Annotated in this window: 15 protein-coding genes; all 15 read right to left on the reverse strand. The window is 54.8% G+C overall.

The features are described 5' to 3' along the window. Window positions 1-120: 120 nt before the first annotated feature. Window positions 121-1,212 (reverse strand): ABC transporter substrate-binding protein, encoded by a 1,092-nt coding sequence (locus H7U36_RS10910; RefSeq protein WP_033125991.1) that lies wholly within the window; start codon window positions 1,210-1,212, stop codon window positions 121-123. Window positions 1,213-1,370: 158 nt separating this feature from the next. Further along, on the reverse strand, window positions 1,371-2,864 hold the full coding sequence (locus H7U36_RS10915) for a sensor histidine kinase (RefSeq protein WP_205156144.1): 1,494 nt from the start codon (window positions 2,862-2,864) through the stop codon (window positions 1,371-1,373). Window position 2,865: 1 nt separating this feature from the next. Further along, window positions 2,866-4,479, reverse strand: a complete 1,614-nt coding sequence (locus H7U36_RS10920; protein ID WP_138302930.1) for a response regulator — start codon at window positions 4,477-4,479, stop codon at window positions 2,866-2,868. After that, entirely contained in the window at window positions 4,476-6,002 is a 1,527-nt protein-coding gene (gene arfA / locus H7U36_RS10925) for an arabinosylfuranosidase ArfA (RefSeq protein ID WP_138302931.1), read from the reverse strand. Before arfA ends, H7U36_RS10920 begins: the two co-directional genes overlap by 4 nt. 43 nt (window positions 6,003-6,045) lie before the next feature. Beyond that, on the reverse strand, window positions 6,046-7,302 hold the full coding sequence (uraA, locus tag H7U36_RS10930) for a uracil permease (protein ID WP_205156145.1): 1,257 nt from the start codon (window positions 7,300-7,302) through the stop codon (window positions 6,046-6,048). Between the two features lie 76 nt (window positions 7,303-7,378). Continuing rightward, window positions 7,379-9,049 carry an acyl-CoA dehydratase activase gene (locus H7U36_RS10935; protein WP_205156146.1) on the reverse strand — a complete coding sequence of 557 codons (1,671 nt, stop codon included), beginning with the start codon at window positions 9,047-9,049 and terminating at the stop codon, window positions 7,379-7,381. Beyond that, window positions 9,043-10,320, reverse strand: coding sequence for a 2-hydroxyacyl-CoA dehydratase family protein (locus H7U36_RS10940; RefSeq protein ID WP_205156147.1), 1,278 nt, complete (start codon window positions 10,318-10,320; stop codon window positions 9,043-9,045). Before H7U36_RS10940 ends, H7U36_RS10935 begins: the two co-directional genes overlap by 7 nt. 116 nt (window positions 10,321-10,436) lie before the next feature. Continuing rightward, on the reverse strand, window positions 10,437-11,300 hold the full coding sequence (locus H7U36_RS10945) for a MurR/RpiR family transcriptional regulator (protein ID WP_205156148.1): 864 nt from the start codon (window positions 11,298-11,300) through the stop codon (window positions 10,437-10,439). 1 nt (window position 11,301) lies between these two features. Then, window positions 11,302-12,087, reverse strand: a complete 786-nt coding sequence (locus H7U36_RS10950) for an inositol monophosphatase family protein (RefSeq protein ID WP_205156149.1) — start codon at window positions 12,085-12,087, stop codon at window positions 11,302-11,304. A 41-nt stretch (window positions 12,088-12,128) separates the two neighbouring features. After that, window positions 12,129-12,929, reverse strand: a complete 801-nt coding sequence (locus H7U36_RS10955; RefSeq protein WP_138302937.1) for a PHP-associated domain-containing protein — start codon at window positions 12,927-12,929, stop codon at window positions 12,129-12,131. 48 nt (window positions 12,930-12,977) lie between these two features. Continuing rightward, window positions 12,978-13,814: an energy-coupling factor transporter transmembrane component T family protein gene (locus H7U36_RS10960; protein WP_087175326.1), complete on the reverse strand. Its 837-nt coding sequence runs from the start codon at window positions 13,812-13,814 to the stop codon at window positions 12,978-12,980. Window position 13,815: 1 nt separating this feature from the next. Next, window positions 13,816-15,519, reverse strand: a complete 1,704-nt coding sequence (locus tag H7U36_RS10965) for an ABC transporter ATP-binding protein (protein WP_205156150.1) — start codon at window positions 15,517-15,519, stop codon at window positions 13,816-13,818. A 4-nt stretch (window positions 15,520-15,523) separates the two neighbouring features. Beyond that, the gene (locus H7U36_RS10970; protein WP_205156151.1) at window positions 15,524-16,369 is read right to left on the reverse strand and encodes a DUF8171 family membrane protein; all 846 of its coding nucleotides are present in this window, start codon (window positions 16,367-16,369) and stop codon (window positions 15,524-15,526) included. 259 nt (window positions 16,370-16,628) lie between these two features. After that, window positions 16,629-17,435 (reverse strand): carbon-nitrogen hydrolase family protein, encoded by an 807-nt coding sequence (locus H7U36_RS10975; protein ID WP_207742244.1) that lies wholly within the window; start codon window positions 17,433-17,435, stop codon window positions 16,629-16,631. Window positions 17,436-17,504: 69 nt separating this feature from the next. Then, window positions 17,505-18,209: a hypothetical protein gene (locus H7U36_RS10980; protein WP_138302942.1), complete on the reverse strand. Its 705-nt coding sequence runs from the start codon at window positions 18,207-18,209 to the stop codon at window positions 17,505-17,507.

Here is an 18,209-nt window from a genome sequence, read left to right on the forward strand (position 1 = left end):
TTACTCGATCTGTTTCCATTTTTTCATGAAGAAAGCGTAGCAGCATACCCGGAGTACCCCGTTTATTCCACTACGCCCCTTCTTTTTAGAATACAGCGCTATACCCGCTGCCTTTCTTTTTTAGTATGCACGTCCGTCGATGATTTCCTGTGTGATCACTGTAACTGCATAGTCGCCTTCCTCGTCCAGGCTGTTTGTAGCTGTAACGCTTGCTACTGTGTCGTCGTATGCGAAGATTTCCTCATCAACATAGTTCAGCTTCTCAACTTCCTCTCCTGCCTCAAGAGCTTTGATCAGCTCCTCTGCGCGAGGTCCGTGAAGCGGATTGCACTCAACGTCGCAGACGATCTTGCCTTCCAGAGTATCGGTAAGGCCTGCATTTGTTGTATCGAAGGAGAGTACAAGGATCTCACCGTTTGCGATATCAGTTCCGACTGTCTTGCCTGCTGCCTCGATAGCGTCGATTGCGCCGAATGCCTCGTTGTCATTCTCGCAGTATACTACGTTGATGTTGTCGTACTGTTTCAGCATGGACTCCATAACTTCCTGTCCCTTGGCCTGTGTGAACTCGCCGCACTGCTGAGCTACAAGGTTCCATCCATACTTCTCAACGCCTTCCTCAAGGCCCTGTGTACGTCCGATCTGAGCTGTGGATCCCATTGTTCCCTGGATGTGAGCAATGTTCAGTTCGCTTGCATCCCATCCCTTTGCTGTAGCGTAAGCGTTCAGCCACTCAGCTGCCTTGCGTCCCTCCAGCAGGGAGTCTGTTCCGATCCATGTTGTGTACAGATCGTCATTGGATACATCTACCATACGGTCAACGATAATGACCGGGATATCTGCATCGTATGCTTCCTGGAGAACTGTGTCCCATCCGGACTCTGTAACAGGTGCCAGAAGTATGTAGTCAACTTCCTGCTGGATGAAGTTACGGATGGCTGTGATCTGGTTCTCCTGCTTCTGCTGTGCATCGTCGAAGATCAGCTCATAACCGTTCTCCTCTGTAAATGTCTCCTGCATGGACTCTGTGTTGGCAGTACGCCAGTCAGACTCAGCACCTACCTGGGAGAAGCCGACTGTGATCACATCACCGCTGCCGCTGTCCTCGCCACTGTCTGAGGATGACCCTCCGTCACTGCTGCTTCCGCATCCTGCAACCATAGCCGCTGTCATGGCAACGCACAGAAGAATGCTCACTACACGCTTTTTCATACTTTTGTTCCTCCTTTTTTCTCGCGGGGTTTTGTCCGTCCCCTTAATTTGTATGTATATCATATCAGTAAAAAAGAAAGAAGAATACAGAATATCCTCCTTACTTTGTATTTTTTCTTATGAAATTATGAACTTTGTATGAACAATTGTATGTTTTTTTACGATTTTTGTTCAGATTTTTTTGCCGGTATGATCACCACCGCCTCTGTGCCCTTATTTTCTTCACTCTCAAAGAAAATACCGTACTCTTCCCCGTAGTACCGGTGGATCCTCTGATTCACATTTCCCAGACCGAAACTTTGTTTTCCGCCATCCTCGCAGCCGGCGATATATCTGCGCAGCTGCGCCAGCTCCCGTTCCGTCATTCCCTTTCCATTGTCTATGACCTTCAAAAGGATCTTGTTTCCTTCCATCTTCCCTCTGATCAGGATCGTTCCGCCGCCCCTCTTCTTCTTGATGCCGTGATAGAGGGCATTCTCCACAAGAGGCTGCAGCGTCAGCTTAGGCACAATATAATCCAGTATCTCCTCATCCATCTCTATCCGGTAACCCATGATATCCTGGTACCGGAACTGCTGGATCTGCAGATAGCTCTCCACGTGCCTCTTCTCCTCTTCCAGTGTGATATAGTCCTTCCCCTTGCTCAGCGTAGTCCGGAAAAACTCAGAAAGGTAGCTGGTCATCTTGACCACCTCCTCGTCTCTTCCGGCCTCTGCCAGCCACACGATGGTGTCCAGCGTGTTATAAAGGAAATGGGGATTGATCTGGGCCTGAAGCAGCTTGGACTCCATGATCCTTATGTTTTCCTGCTCCTCCTTGATCCGCTCCACCAGGCGCCCGATCTCCACGGTCATATCGTTGAAATTGTCCGCCAGCATCGCTATCTCGTCCCTGCTTTCCACATCGCTTCTGACCGTAAAATCACCCTTAGCCACAAGTTTTGATGCCTCGCACAGCTTTCTTACCGGCTGCACGACCCCCCTCTGTGTAACGTTGGAGATAACCGTGGTGAGGACAGCTACCACTGCCACGATCAGGATACTGCTCCGAAGCGTCTGATTGGTATTTCTCATCATCTCTTCTTTTATAGCAGTAAAGCTGGCATTCTCGTCATTGATATAATTCTGGATGTTCTCCTGGATCAGATCGGTCAGGTTCCTGACGTCGTCCAGCAGCTCCTCATTTTCATCATAATGGCCGCCCGCTCTCATATTATCCTCAATTTCCTCTATGATCTTTTCCAGAGAATTCAGCGTGTTGTCTATCCTCCTGGGAAGATACTGATTACTGTTCACCGTGGCAATATCCGACATCTCTGCGCACGCTGCCCGCATCTCCTCTATATAATCATAGGGATAGACAAGTTCCACTCCCCCCACAGAATAGATGCCCTCTCTCAGCTCACTGATGGGTTTATCCCAGATGATCGCATAATAGATACTGTAATCCATCCGCTCCTTGAACTCTGTCACATATCTGCTGGCATAATTCACGCTGGTCGCCACCTGGTCAAATGCCCGTACGGTAGCATACTGAGTGTACAGAAGAAATCCGATGAGCGCAGTCAGCGGCAGAAAACAGGACAGAGCGATCAGAAAGATCCTGGAACGCAGAGAGAAGCCTCCTACCTTTTTTTTCTTACCTTCGGCCATCCTACAGTTCTCCTTTTCTTGCCCGGTATTCTTTTGGCGAGCATCCCTGTGTCTTTTTGAAAATAAAACTGAAATAGTGGGAGTCCTTGTAACCCACGTCAAAACCTATCTCCGACGTCTTTTTATTGGAACACATGAGCAGCTCTTTCGCCTTATCCATCCGTATATCTGTCAGATACTCCACAAATGTTCTTCCTGTCTCCTGACTGAATATGGAACTGAAGTAACTGGAACTCATGCCCACACTTGACGCCACGCTGCCTAGGGAGATCTCATCTGACATGTAATGGCTGCGCATGTAGCTCTCCGCGGCTTCGATAATATCTTTGTACCTGTTTCCCGATGTCTCGTCCCTGAGCTTCAGTATGCCGCTGATCAGCTTGTCGATGTAAGAGAGCATCTCTTCGACAGAATGTATATGGCCGGAAGCCTCCCTGACGTCTCCGCACTCGCTCTCAAGGTCTTCCTCTTTGATCCCGATCTCCTGTCCGAAGGAGGCAACGCTGATATAAATATCCATCATGACATACTGTCTCATCATCATGGACCGGACATTCTCCCCCAGGATCTCCTCAAAGTATGTCCGCACAAAACTCTCCGCCTCCTCCAGGGTCCCATTGCGGAGGAACTTGCCGATCAGCTTTCTGTTCTCCTGCATGGAGCCCAGCCCTTTCACTTCCGGTTCGTCGCTGTTCCTCCCGTGAAGCTCCTCCCATGTAATGATCTGATTCGTCTCAGACACAAATCTCCCGGCAAAGGCTCTCTCCGCCTCACGGAAGGAAGCCCTCAGTTCTCTGAGTCTGGACACGCCGGTGCCAATCCCTCCGAAGTACTCTACTTCAGGGAAGCTCTCCAGAGCATTATCCAGCTCCGTCTTGCACTTTTCCACCAATTCTCCCAATGCCTGCTCATCCTCGGCCATAAGAAGAAAGGCCAGCCCCTTTACATCTCTCTGAAAACAGTATACTCCTTTCAGCTTCTCCATGCAGGATCTGACTTCCATGTAGGCGGACACGAGCTGTTCCTGCAATTCCGGGACACCGTAATTGACCAGCTTGAAAAGTATAAAATCATACATACCGGCGCTCAGGTCCATTCCCAGCTTCCTTCCCTCATCCAGTATATTGGTCATGGACATGTTCTCCGTCAGTATCTTTGTAAGGAATTTCTGTTTCTCATATACGATATTTCCCTGGAGATCTTCTTCGTATTTATTCAGGAGTTCTCTTTCTTCTCTCTCCTTTTCTATCTTTACCGCCACTTCTCCCACTGCCTTCAGGAGCTCCCCCGAGGAAATCGGCTTCAGCAGATAGTTGGTGATGCCGATCTCAATCCCCTTCTTAGCAAACTCAAAATCGTTGTATCCGCTGAGGACAATGATCTTGATATCCGGGAGTTCTTTTTTTACCGCTGCGCTGAGTTCCAGCCCATCCATAAAGGGCATCTTGATGTCTGTCAGCAGGATATCCGGCTTTTCCTTAAGGATAAGAGGGTAGGCAAGCTCCCCGTCCCCGGCCTCTCCCACAAATTCATAGCCTTCTTTTTTCCAGTCTATACTGTTCTTGATACCATCACGGATGATCACTTCATCTTCAACCAGAAATATTTTTATCATATCGTGTTCTTTCCTCCCAGCCGTATCACATTCCAGGATGCTCTGTGCAGCACACTGGTCATGATGCCCCCGTCCAGAGAAGACCGCTGTACTTTCCGGGGACATACCCTCTCGCTCCCCGGCCCGTTGCACAGTTTCATATCACTGTTCTCAAGTACAATGTGCTCTGTCAGGTGATAGCCCTCCAGCCCCCGCACGTCTGCGACCAGCTCCACATCTTCCTCTATGTTGCGGTTTACCGCAAAAATGGTCACCTCATCCTTTTCCTCATTGTAGACGGCAACGCTCTCCACATCCGTCACATTTTCATGCTGTGCCGTGTCGTGCACTCCGGTGCTGATGACAGGCTGCAGCACAATGCCGCGGCCATATCGGGAAGCGTGCATAAAGGGGTAAAAGATGGTCTGCTTCCACGCCGGTCCTCCGCCCTTCTCTGTCATGATCGGAGCGATCACATTGACAAGCTGCGCCAGGCAGGCCATCTTTACCCTGTCCGCATGTTTCAGCAGAGTGATCAGCATCAGCCCCACAAGAAGGGCGTCCTCAAATGTGTAGATATCCTCCAGCAGGGAGGGCGCTGTCTGCCATGGCCTGTTCTCTGTGATGTCCATCTGCTCTTCCTTTGAGTGGAACCATACATTCCATTCGTCAAAACTCAGGTTGATATTTTTCCTTCCCCTCTTCTTTGCCTTCACATAATCGCATGTAGCAATGACTGTACGGATAAACTCGTCCATATCATCAGATTTTGCCAGAAAGTCTGCCGTGTCGCCGGCTTCATTTCCATAATACTGGTGGAGAGACACGTAGTCCACATAATCGTATGTTCGCTCCAGAGTAACGGCCTCCCACTCAGGAAATGTGTCCATCTCCCGGGAAGAGCTTCCGCAGGAGACGAGCTCAATACCGGGATCGATCAGCTTCATAGCCTTGGCTGTCTCCTCCGCCAGGCGGGCGTACTCGCCCATAGTCTTATGACCCACCTGCCAGTCCCCGTCCATCTCATTGCCAAGGCACCACACCTTGATATTGTGGGGTTCCTTCACTCCGTGGGCAATGCGCAGATCACTGTACTTTGTCCCGCCCGGATGGTTGCAGTACTCCAGAAGATTGCAGGCGTCGGCAATTCCCCTGGTTCCCAGGTTGACTGCCATCATGACATCAGAATTCACCTTCTTCGCCCATTTCGCGAACTCGTTAATGCCCACTTCATTGGGCTCCAGGCTGCGCCATGCCAGTTCCAGACGGCTGGGCCTTTGTTCCACAGGCCCCACACTGTCCTCCCAGACAAAACTGGAGACAAAATTTCCTCCCGGATAGCGGATAATGGGGACATCCAGTTCCCGCACCAGGTCAATGACATCCCTGCGGAAACCGTCGTCATCAGACAGCGGACTGCCTGGCTGATACAGACCGTCGTAGACCGCTCTGCCCAAATGTTCCACAAAGGAGCCGTAGATCCGCTTGTCCACTTCTCCGATCCTAAAATCCTTGTCGATCACCATTTTTGTCTGTTTTGCCATATCGCAGAAACCTCCTTTATCTGTCATTACACTGTTTTCCTGTCTACTCCTGGTCATTGGTCAGCTTCAGCCGGTCCAGGATGTAGAACACAAGGCTTAAAGCCATGCCGGTGATGCAGGCCAGCACCATGCCGGTGAGCTGAATATTGCCGATATTTACCGCAATGCCGGAAAAGCCTGTGACAAAGACCACGCTGGTCAGGGTCAGGTTCCTGGAGCGTCCATAATCCACTCTGGAGTCCACCAGGATGCGGATGCCGGATGCCCCGATCATGCCGTACAGAAGGAAGGAAATCCCCCCTATAACAGGCCCCGGTATGGTCTGGATCAGCATGGACAGCTTGCCCACAAAGGAGCAGATGATAGACAGCACGGCGGCTCCCGCGATGACCCGCACGCTGTACACTTTGGTCACTGCCATGACGCCGATGTTCTCCCCGTAGGTGGTGGTGGGCACGGACCCGATAAGACCGGAGATCATGGTGGACAGGTTGTCCCCCAGAAGGGAGCGGTGGAGTCCCGGATCGCGGAGCAGGTCCCTTCCCACGATCTTGCTGGTGACCACCTGGTGTCCGATGTGCTCCGAGGTGATGACAAGGAGCACCGGCAGGATGGTGACAATGGCCTCCACGCTGAATTTAGGCAGCATGAAATGGGGCAGGGCAAAGACAGACGCCTCTGCCACCGGGGCGAAATCCACGATGCCGCACAGGATGGCCGCCACGTACCCGGCGATCACCGCGATCAGGATGGGGATGACCGCCAGGAACTTTCTGAACAGGATATTGCCAAAGACAGCCACGCCCAGGGTGACCGCAAAGACAATGACATTCCTGGGGTCCATGGTCTCATCCAGAAGCCCCGCGTTGCTGGCCGCGGAGCTGGAAAGCTCCAGTCCGATGAGAGCCACCACAGGCCCCATGGCCGCCGGGGGCAGCACGATGTCGATCCAGTCGCACCCGAACCTGTAGATGATAAAAGCCAGGATGCATCCGCAAAATCCAACCACCACAAAGCCGCCCAGAGCATACTCATATCCCATCTGGTCGATGATAATGCCGCCGGGAGCCAGAAAGGCAAAGCTGGAGCCCAGATAGGCCGGCGCCTTTCCCTTTGTGATGGCAATAAATAAAAGGGTACCCACTCCGTTCATGAACAGCACAATGGCCGGGCTGATGCCAAACATGAAGGGCACCAGCACAGAGGCGCCGAACATGGCGAACATGTGCTGGATGCTTAAGGGTACCAGTAATTTAAGGGGGACTTTGTCCTCCACCTGTATGATCTTTCTTCCTTCCATTCCTTTTCCTCCTCATTGTTCCAAGATGTGGTTATTATACCATTCTATCCCTCAGAGGAAAAGGGGAACCTCCCGCTTACGCCTGCATTTTGTCCAGGGCGTAGAGGGCCGCCCCGGCAGCGCCCACGATCTCCGGCTCCGGGCAGATGTAAAGCCTGGACTGGATCTTCTCCTCCACCGCCCGGACCACGCCCGGGTTCTTGGCCACGCCGCCGGTCATCATGAAGGTCTCCTCCATGCCCACCCGCTTCAGGAGGGAGTAGGCCTTGCCGGCGATGGCGCGGCAGACGCCGTTCGCGATGTCCGCCTTCTCCTTGTTGTTGGCGATGAGGGAGATGACCTCTGACTCGGCAAACACAGAGCACATGCTGGTGATCTCGATGTCCTCCGTGGACCGGAGGGCCTCAGGTCCCAGCTCGTCCACATCGATCTCCAGGGTGCGGGCGATCATCTCCAGGAAACGCCCGGTGCCGGCAGCGCACTTGTCGTTCATGACAAAGTCCGTCACCTCCCCGGCCTCGTTCAAATGAATGGCCTTGCTGTCCTGGCCGCCGATGTCCAGGATAGTGCGCACGCTGGGGTTGAAATAGTGGGCGCCCCGGCCGTGACAGCTGATCTCTGTCACATTCTCATCAGCGAAATCAATGCTGACCCGGCCGTATCCCGTGGACACGATCCAGGAGATGTCCTCCCTTTTAAGCCCTGCCTTCTCCAGTATCTCGCCCAAAATCCTCTGGGCGCTCTCGCCTGACTTGGCGCCTGTGCGCACCACCGATGACGCCACAATGTTTCTCTCCCCGTCCATGATCACCGCGTTGGTGGACGTGGAACCGCTGTCTATTCCCATTACATACATGTCTTTCTTCTCTCCTTTGGGGGCCGGACGCCTCTTTTCCTTTCCGGAATCCAGCGACTCCAGAAAAGCCTCGATCCTTGTCAGCACCTGGCCGTAGCTCTGTTTTGTATAGTCTGTCTCAAGCTGGAGCATGGGCGCGTCCAGCACCTTTTTCAGCCAGGCGTACTCGTAGGAGTAATTGTCACAGAACTGGACTGTATGGTAGATGATGCCGTCCACGCTCCGGGCATATTTCTCGATCAGCTCATCCCTTCCCGCTGCCGCCTCCATGCGCATGCAGGGGAACTGGCTTAAAAGCCCTCTCGTGTAGCCTGTCAGCACCTGGTCCGGCTCCAGGAGGTATTTTCTCCGAAGTCCTGTGCAGGTGATATCAAAGGCCACGTTCGCCCCCTTCTCCTCCAGGATACGGGCGATATTTTCATTGGCCCTGGCCCCCACGATACCGATATTGAGCGCATGCTCTTTCAGAGAGATGGCCTGCTCTTTCTGTCTGGTCTTTAAAAGCTCCGCCAGCTTCTCCTCCTCAAAATGTTTCCCCGAAAATGCCTCGTACGCCCGGATCATCTTCCATATCCGCTTCTCATAGAGCGTGACCCCGGCGTCCTTTGTGATCCTGGGGGTGTCCAGGATGTAGATAAATTTGTCCGGCAGCTCCTCTGTCAGCACATCGTAGAGCCTGCGGATGCTGTCGCAGCAGGTGGTCAGGATGACGCCCTCGTAGTCCCCCGCCAGCACATCCTCCAGCACGCCCTTGGCGAAGCTGCATATATTGGGGTGCATCTTCATGTCCGCCTGGGTGAAATTCGTCACCTCCGGCTCAATCCGCTTCATCTCCACGCCCATAGACCGGAACACCTCTATAGGCGCGTATTTACAGATATATCCTAACATGCCTCTCTTCCTCCTGTCCCGATCATCTCCAGAAACGCCTCCAGCCTTGTCTTGATCTGGCCGTCGTGACTGTTCCGCTTGTCTATGCCGTCCCCGTCAAGGATCAGCATGGGGATCCCCTTCTCCTGCATCTTCTCCTTCAGAAGGATGCTCCCGCCCGATGCCTGCTTGCAGCCCCAGTGACAGAAGTGGATGACCGCGTCAGGATGGAGTTCGTCCGCCAGCTGGCCGATCATCTCCGCCTTGTGGGCGTAGGAGCCGTTGTACAGGTTCCTGATGATCTTACCCGCGAGGGCCTCAAAGGGGTGTTCCGCATCCAGCTCATCCATGTAGTCCAGGATGATGTCGCTGGCAATGATCTGATACTCCTGACTGCTGTTGAAATACTCCTTCAGGCTCTCCTGGTAAAAGGGCAGGAGGTGGATCCACAGGATCTTTTTCCCCTGGAACACCGGCCCTTTTTGTATCTCCTCGTTCATGAATCGCAGCAGCTCCAGGAACTCCTTCGTGCCGATGAGCAGATGCATGCCCATCATCATGTAAAGATGGCTGATCAGCTCTCCCGGATAATAGTAGATCTTCTGATAGCCAAAGAAACGCTTCAGTTCTTTCCTCGTCTCGTTCTCCGTGCGCAGGATGTCTTTCAGTTCCTCCTCGTCAAACCTGCGGCCTGTCCGGGACTCCAGCTCCCGGGCAAATTCCCGCAGCTGGTCCGCCAGGTATTGTACAGACTCCTCGTCAGCGGCGTAGGGTACGTCCAGGAAGGTAAAAGGCACCTTTGCCTTCTTCTCCAGATAGCGGAAGGTATTCAGGTTGCCGTCGCAGGAGAGGGAGGTGGTCACCGCGTACTCGGGCCTTTGCACCACGCCGCTCTCCACGCCCCCCGCAAAGGTCTTGTGGTAGGAGCACAGCGTGGGGGCGATGCCCATGTTCTGGGCGTAGTCGATAAAATAGTCCTCCAGATGATATCCGCTCATATAGCAGGAGAGACACTCGATGGACAGGGTGTTCAGGCCGAAGCACTGCATCAGCTCGCAGGGGGCGAAGATATTGCCCCACACGTAGCTTCCCTCCCTGCACAGCGAGTCCGCCACCAGGCTCATCATCATGGACTCCAGCCGGTGGTAACCCTCGGATATATTTTTGTTGGGGAGGAGCTTCATCCTCCACTTGTTGGCCTTAAAGCCGAGGAGGATCTTGTCCCAGCTCTTCTCCGGGCGCCGGATGGCCTCCCCCCTTACGTGATCAATGTATTTATCTACGATCTGCATGTCTATCTCACCTCGTCTGTTTCGCCGCTGTCCGCCGCAGGCCTGGCAGGCAGATACGGCACAGCAGCTAAGTATAAAGTATAGCATATCTGTGCGCAAAAAGAAAAGGGGCAGGACTACTCCTGCCCGGATTTTCCGTCTTCTTTTCCGTACAGCCTCCTGCCGTACTTTTTCTTCAGCTTCTGCAGCCGCATCAGCTTCTCCGCGGCCTTGGGCTGCATGCTGTCCGAAAGGGCCAGCACAAGGGCGTCTATGACCGCCACCGCGGAGGACATGGTGTGGAACTCCTCCTTCTCCCCCCGGTATACATACAGGTTCACATCCGCTCTCTGCTCCTGGGGAGCGTAGAGACGGCTCGTAAAGGCCAGGGTGGAGCAGCCCGCCTCCCGGGCATAGTCCAGGATCATCCGCCCTTCCTCCGACACCTTGGAAAAGCTGAAGAGGATAGCCAGGTCCCCCTCCCCCGCATGGGCGATGCCCTCCAGCACCTCGGAACCGCCGGAGGGGATGAGGGATGCCTGGAAGCCCAGGCGCCGCAGCCGGAAAAAGAGGAGCCTGGCCGCCGCCAGGGAGGCGTTCTTTGCATGGATATAGATATTCCGGGCGCTGCCAATGCACTGCACCGCCTCCTGGAACTGCCCCATGTCCAGGTTCTCTCTCGTCCTCTCGAGACACTCCCGCTGAAAGTCAAACCAGTTCTCCACGTCAAATCCCTGATCCTTCATCAGAGTGCCTGCCAGCTTTCCGGCTGCGCCCTTGCCGGCTTTTTTCTGGATCAGGTCATTTTTCATCTCCTTGAAATCCCGGTATCCCAGATGTCTGGCGCACCTGGACACCGTGGCCTCGGACATGCCCAGCCGGCCCGCCAGCTGCCCGATGCTCATAAAGAGGAACTCATCTGTGTAGTCCTCCACAAAATCCATGATCCTCCGGTCTGATTTCGTATATTTTCCTTCCGCTTCCTGCGCTGAAGATCCCATATTACATCCCTTCCCTGTCACTACTGTACAGCTTTTTATCCGTCTCATCCCAGACAAGCCCCAGGAGCTCCTCCCGGATGCCGGGCGTGCCTGCTGCCACCTGCCGCTCATCCGCCTGTATCCAGCCGCCTGCCTCCCGGAGGATCAGGCCGGCCGCCCCGTAGTCCCAGAGCTTCAGCCTCTCCTCAAAGAACCCGTCCAGCCTGCCGCAGGCCACGTAGCACAGCTCCAGCGCCGCGGAGCCCACCCGCCGGATATCCTGGCACCGGTCATACACAGCACGCATTTTCCGAAAGCTCTCGTCCGCCCTCTCCCTGTGCCCCGGGGAGGTTCCCATGGCGATCAGGCACTGGGAGAGCTCCGCCGCTTTGCTCACAGAGACAGGCCTCTTATTGAGAAAGGCACCCCGCCCCTCCTGTGCCTCAAAGCATTCCCTTCTGTAGGGGTCATAGACAATGCCGGAGGTGATCCTTCCCCGCTCCGAGCAGGCCAGGGAGACGACACTGTGCTGGAAATCGTGGATGAAATTAGTGGTGCCGTCCACCGGGTCCAGGATCCACACCCGGCCATTCATGTCCACACCGCTGTTATCCTTCTCCTCCCCCAGGAACTGGGCGCCCGGGTCTATCTTTGAGAGCTCCCGGAAAACGAACTGCTGCACCCGCACATCCACCTCCGTCACATAGTCGGTGTGCCCTTTTTCTTTTATATGGTCCGCGCCCCTGCGGCCGGTCAGCTCTCTTCCCGCTGCCAGCACGATCTCCAGGGCCTCTCTGTGGAATTCCATCTGTCTTCCCTCCGTTTTCTGCCTCATACAGCCTGCCGGTCTTACACCGCGCAGGGCTCATCCACCAGCACGGACACATAGTTGCCGCCGATGGCGTGTATCTCCTTCAGGGCCTTCTTCAGCAGCCCTGCCGTCCTCACCTGGAAGGCCGCGTAGTCCGAGACGCTGATCTCGTACCTGCCCGCCTTCATCTCCTCATAGAGATCATACACCGTCCGGACTTCTTTTTCAAATCCTGTTCGGATACAGCCGTACTGCACTGCCTGGTGGGTGTCGCTGCCGCCCACCATGGGGATGCCCAGCTCCCCCGCCAGGGCTCCTGTCTTCCTCCTGGTGCCTTCCTCGTCCTGGGCAATGTCCTTCCCGTTGAGGTCCAGGAAGTCAAAGCGGCGAAGCTGCTCAGCAGGGAGCTCCGGTATATGCCCTCCCTCCCGGAAGGGGTGCCCTGCCCCCACGATCACCGGGTACTCGTCAAAGAGATCCCGCAGCTTTGCAAAGGGAAGGAAGCGCCCCTTCTCCTTGTAGGGCTCCAGCCGCCGGTTCAGCTCCAGGATATCCTCCGGCTTTCCGATGGACAGTACATGTCCGCCCTCCGCAATGTCCGTCTCCATGCCAGCGAAGATGCGCAGCCCGTCCCCGGTCACCAGGGTATCTCCCTGCCGGTCACAGACAGACATCAGGTAGCCGTAGAGCTCGTCAAACTGCAGCGTGTTAAAATGTTCGGTGAGGCAGAGGGCGTCAAGCCCTGCCCTGCGGGCCTCCCCAAAGAGCCAGTCTGTGTAAACAGTGGAAAACGGCAGCTTTTTTGCCAGTTTCCCGTGGGTGTGAAAATCTATATACATCTTTCTTCCTTCTTTCTTCCGCTTTCATTCATGCAGGTCCATACAGGCCTATACGAGGGTGCCCGCAAAGATGACGACAGCCATCCAGAGAAATGACACTGCCAGGAATAGCAGGTCATCGTAGGTGACCTTCAGGGTGGCCAGCTTCATTTTCTTCACCTCTTTATTCACCGCCGCATACCGGTAGCCCTTGATCTCCAGCGCCTCCACCGTAGTCCGGGAGCGCTTTGCCGTGTTCAGCATGAGGGGGTAAAAGGAGTGGATGATCACTTGTATCTGGTAGATCAGATACCGCACCTTTCCCGCAAGGGTGTCATGCTCCGGCGCGTTTCCCCGCAGGCGGTAGGACAGGAGCACATTCTGGAATTCCTCCATCAGCATGGGCAGCATCCGGTATGCGTAGGAGATGGAAAAGGACAATTTCTCCGGGCACCCGAACCACATCAGGCCGTTGGAGAGCCGGTCCGGATCCAGCCCTGAGAACACGGTGATGGACGCCAGGGACACGCTGGCCACCTTCAGCGTCAGCACCAGAAGGGGCACCACGGTCTGTGCGTTTCCCCCAAAGAGGAGGGACACCACAAAAAGGTAGCCGGTCTGGGAAAATACTCCCAGACAGAACAGGACCAGCACCAGGGGCGCCACCTTTGCCATGACTGTGGTAACTGCCACAAGGACGAAGCAGCCCAGCAGAAAGGGCAGGTCGTCCACAAACCAGGGCGCCAGGGCAAAGAACACATACCACACAAGGAGGATCCTGGGGTCTCTCTTTGCGATAAATGTATCATCATTGCCGTAGGCATTTTTCAGCACCTGGTTCCTGAGAAAATCCATGGACAGCTTGTCCAGTATGTTTTCCGACAGTTTCTTCTTTATACTTTGCATTTTACTTCACCCTTTCAAATCCCTGCACAAACTCATCAATGGTGTAGCAGAAAGCCCTCTCGTCCAGCGCCTTCCCCATCTGGAAGATCTCCGGCGGGCGGATGCCCACCCGTTCCACCACGTCCCGGTTCCCGAAGACCTCGTCCCTGGCGCCGTCCGCAAGGACTCTGCCGCCGCTAAGGACGATGATCCGCTCGGCCCACTCGCAGACAAGCTGCATATCGTGGGTGGCGATCATGACCGTGTCCGTGATCTCCTTCATGTCTCTGAGTGTCCTCATGATCTCTTTTCTCGTCGCAATGTCCAGATTGGCCGTGGGCTCGTCCAGGAGCAGGATCTCCGGCTGCAGCGCCACGCCGATGGCAAGGCTGGCCCGGCGCATCTGGCCCCCTGAGAGGAGACGCCCGTCCCTGTCCTTCAGCTCTGTCAGGCGGAACCGCCGAAGGAGTTCTTCGGTCCGCTCCTGCCAGCCCTCCTCATTTCTCACCTTCATGGCGTAGGCTATGTCCGCCTCTATGGAGTCCTTGATAAACATGTCCTCCGGGTTCTGGTAGACTAAGGAGACATACCGGGAGAGCTTCTCCGGCCTGGTGTCTCCCACGCTCTGTCCCTTCAGCATGACCTTTCCATCCGAGGGCTTTAAGAGTCCCACCATCAGCTTCATCAGAGTGGATTTTCCCGCGCCGTTGGAGCCGATGAGGGCGATCTTCTCGCCCTTGTACAGCTTCAGGTCAAGGCCGCTGAAGATCTGCTTCGGCTCCCCCTTCACGGAGCGGTAGGAGACAGACACGTTTTCGCAGGAAACAGTCTCCTCCTTCTCTCCGGCGGGGGAAGGCTCCCCACAGTTCTCTTTTCTGCCGGTATAAATGAAATCGGCAAATGTCTTCCTGCCCTCTTCCACAGTGGAAGGCAGCTTTCCTCCCTCTGCCAGCCGGCCCTCTGTTCTCAGCCTGTAGGCAGCCCGGGTCACCTGGGGCGGAAAAATATCGCTCTCCTCCAGCTCCTCCACTCTCTGGAGGGCCTCCCCGACGGGCAGTTTCCACTTAATTTTCCCATCCTTCATGAGCACTGCGTGCCTGCAGTAGTTCCCGATATATTCTGTGTGATGCTCGATCACAATAATGGTCTTGCCGTGCTGCTCATTCAGCTCTTTTAATATCTCATAGATGGTATCCGCATGGTGCGGGTCTAGCTGGGCGATGGGCTCATCCAGGATCAGCACCTCAGGGCTCAGGGACAGGGCACCCGCCAGAGCCAGAAGATGGGTCTGACCGCCGGAGAGCTGCCAGATATAGTCCTGTTCCTTTCCGGAGAGACCGCATTTTTCCAGGGCCTCCATTCCTCTCTCCCTGTAGTCCTTCATCGCATAGTTCATGCAGGCGTAGGAGGCGTCGTCCAACACGGTGGGACGGACGATCTGGTTTTCAAAATCCTGGTACACATAGCCCACCTTCCGGGCCAGGGTCCCGATGTCTGACTCCCTCGTCTCCACGCCGGCCGCCTGCACGCTTCCCTCGAAATCTCCTGTGATAAAGTGGGGGATCAGGCCGTTCATGACCTTGCAGAGAGTAGACTTCCCGCAGCCGTTATTTCCGATGATGGCCACAAAATCTCCCTTCTCTATCTCCAGGTCCACGCCTTTTAAAACAGGGGCCTTGGCCCCTGGATAAGAAAATTTCAGGTCTTTGATCTCAATGACATTCATGCCCCTACACTCCCTGCGTGGCTTTGGAGGACTCTGCCCTTTTCTTCATGACAGCCAGAACAACGATTGCTATCACTGCCGCCACGATCATGCCTGCTGCCAGCGCTGTGCCGCTTCCGGCCCAGTCCGCCTCCCAGTCGATGAGGGACATGCCGCTCTCTGCCAGCATCTCCGCACAGACAGCCACGGCAAATGCCACCAGCGAACCGAGGACTACCTTCGCGTTTACTGCGCCCAGGGCCGTCTCCTTTGTCCTGGGCCTCATGCCGATCAGAGGCTCGATCTTCCCGTAAAGCCTGGGCACAAGGAACAGCGTCGGGAGCATGCAGAACAGGATGCCTGAGAAGACCACGTCGTTGAGACAGGCAAATCCCTCTGTGGCGAACACGCTCTGAGGAAGTCCCGGAACCGCCTCAAAATCCTGCACCGCAAACTGTACCTTCAGGATGTCCACGATCATGCCCAGCACCTGCTGGATGATGACGCCGCTGATGGCCGCGATGCCCACCATTTTCCGGTTTCTGGGGTCTCTCACCATTCTCCCCGCAATGTACACGCCGATGGTCACTGTGATGAATTTCTCCAGCTCTCCCAGTCCTCCGAACTGTCCCAGCATGATCTCGCTGAAGACAAGCTCGCCGGTAGCTGCGCCAAGGGCTGCTGACATAGGATCAAACAGCATGGCCAGCACCAGGGGGATGAACAGGAAATACTCCACTGAAAATTCCACGATGCCCACCTGGATAGATGGGATGAGTTCTGTAAATAAAGTTGCCAGTCCGTAAAGGGACATTGTGAGCACAAACACCATAAGCTTCTGTGACTGCGTCGCATTCTCTCGCTTTGCCATTTTTTCTTACCTCCTGATAACGTTCTTTTTGATGATCACTGTTTCTCATCTTCTACGCTGTGTATCATATCAAGAGTAGGTTAAATATAAGATCACGGCACCGTAAAATGTAAGTTAATTTTCATTTTTAATCAAATAATGAAATTTATTTCTACACGGAGAAAAAGGGAGCCCTCTCTCAGGCTCCCTCGTCATCTGTCCGTTACTATCTGCTCACTGCTCCCGTTCACTGACTCCTGTTTGATGTCATCTACCCTGTTCAGCGGTATACTTCCTCCCGCCTGGCGGACAGAAGGGGCAGCTCTGCGCGCACCTTGTCCGCATAGGAGAGGTCAATGTCATGGACCATCACACCCTCCCGCTCATCCATCTCCTCTATCACATCGCCCCAGGGGGAGACGAGGAGTGTATGCCCCCAGGCCACGTAGCCCGCCTCCCGGTCCCGGGCACAGGAGGTTCCGGCCACAAAGCACTGGTTGTCCACCGCCCGGCTCCGGAACATCAGCTCCCAGTGCGCCAGACCTGTGGTCATATTGAAGGCCGCCGGCACAAGGATCAGCCTTGCTCCATCGAGGACCATTTTCCTTGCAAGCTCCGGAAACCGGAAGTCAAAGCAGATGCACAGCCCCACCTTCCCGAACTCTGTGTCAAATACCGTGCACTTATCCCCCGGCGTCAGCGTCTCCGACTCTTTAAAATGCTGTCCTCCCTCCACCTGGATGTCAAACATGTGGACCTTCCGGTGCTTTCCGATCTGTCTGCCCGCCCGGTCAAACACATAGGCTGTGTTGTAGACTCTGCCTTCTCCGTCCCGCTCCGGCACAGACCCGGCCGCCAGGCAGACGCCGTATCCCTTGGCCAGTCGGCTCAGCTCCCTCCAGACAGGGCCGCCCTCCGGCTCCGCGTAGACGGGGAACAGCTTTGTCTCATAGGGACAGCAAAACATTTCCCCCAGCATGACCAGGTCCGGCTTCCGCCAGGCCAGCTCCTCCATCTGTCTGTCCAGCTGTTCCAGGTTCTTCATTTTGTCACTGTACACGTGTGACTGTATCTGTGCGATTTTCATACCATTCACCCCTTTCCAGGACTGCTGCTCGCCGCCAGACTGCTCCCGGCAGCTTTTCTGAGCTTACCGTCATACCCTCAGCCACTCCTCGACCACAGCAGGCTCTTCTTCCACTGCCTGAGCAATCTGTTCCGCTGTCATGCCCATTTTCACAAGATTGAGAGCTATAGCCCGCTTTTCTTCCTGCCTTTCCTTCTGTATTCCCTCCTCTCTACCTTCTTGTCTTCCCTCTTCCCAGGCCTCTTCTCTCTCCTGCCTTATATGTCTTGCCTGATCATACTCATATACACTCATCCTCTTTGCCTCCGCTCGATATTTCCTCAAAAAATCCTCAAGGATCCCCTCCCGGATACATTCCGTGATCGTTCGCCCTACCGCCTCTTCTATGGGCATCTCCGCGGCATACCTTCTTATGCGGGCCGTATACTGGGCATAATCTGCCAGGGTCTTGCACGCCCTCATAAGCTCCGGATTATGGCCTGCGTTGATGTTCAGCATCATCTTTTTTCTTCCGTACAGATTTTCGTTTTTCGTCAGATCCGCATACAGATCTGCCAGATACAGAAGCATCCGCAGCGGAAGCTTGGGGCTGTAGGTGGACTGGTGCTCGTACAGGGAGAGCCGGGAGTCGATCACAAAGGACAGGTCATTCTTGATGGCCATATAGATCGCGTTCTCCAGCGTGTTGACGTTCAGCGCCCCGGGATCCTTATACTGTTTCCCGCTTACCGCATTATAGAGTCCCAGCAGCTCCTTCTTGTCGCTGAACAGCAT

Origin of the sequence: Faecalicatena fissicatena, assembly GCF_016900595.1 — a bacterium.
Classification (GTDB): Bacteria; Bacillota; Clostridia; order Lachnospirales; family Lachnospiraceae; genus Claveliimonas; species Claveliimonas intestinigallinarum.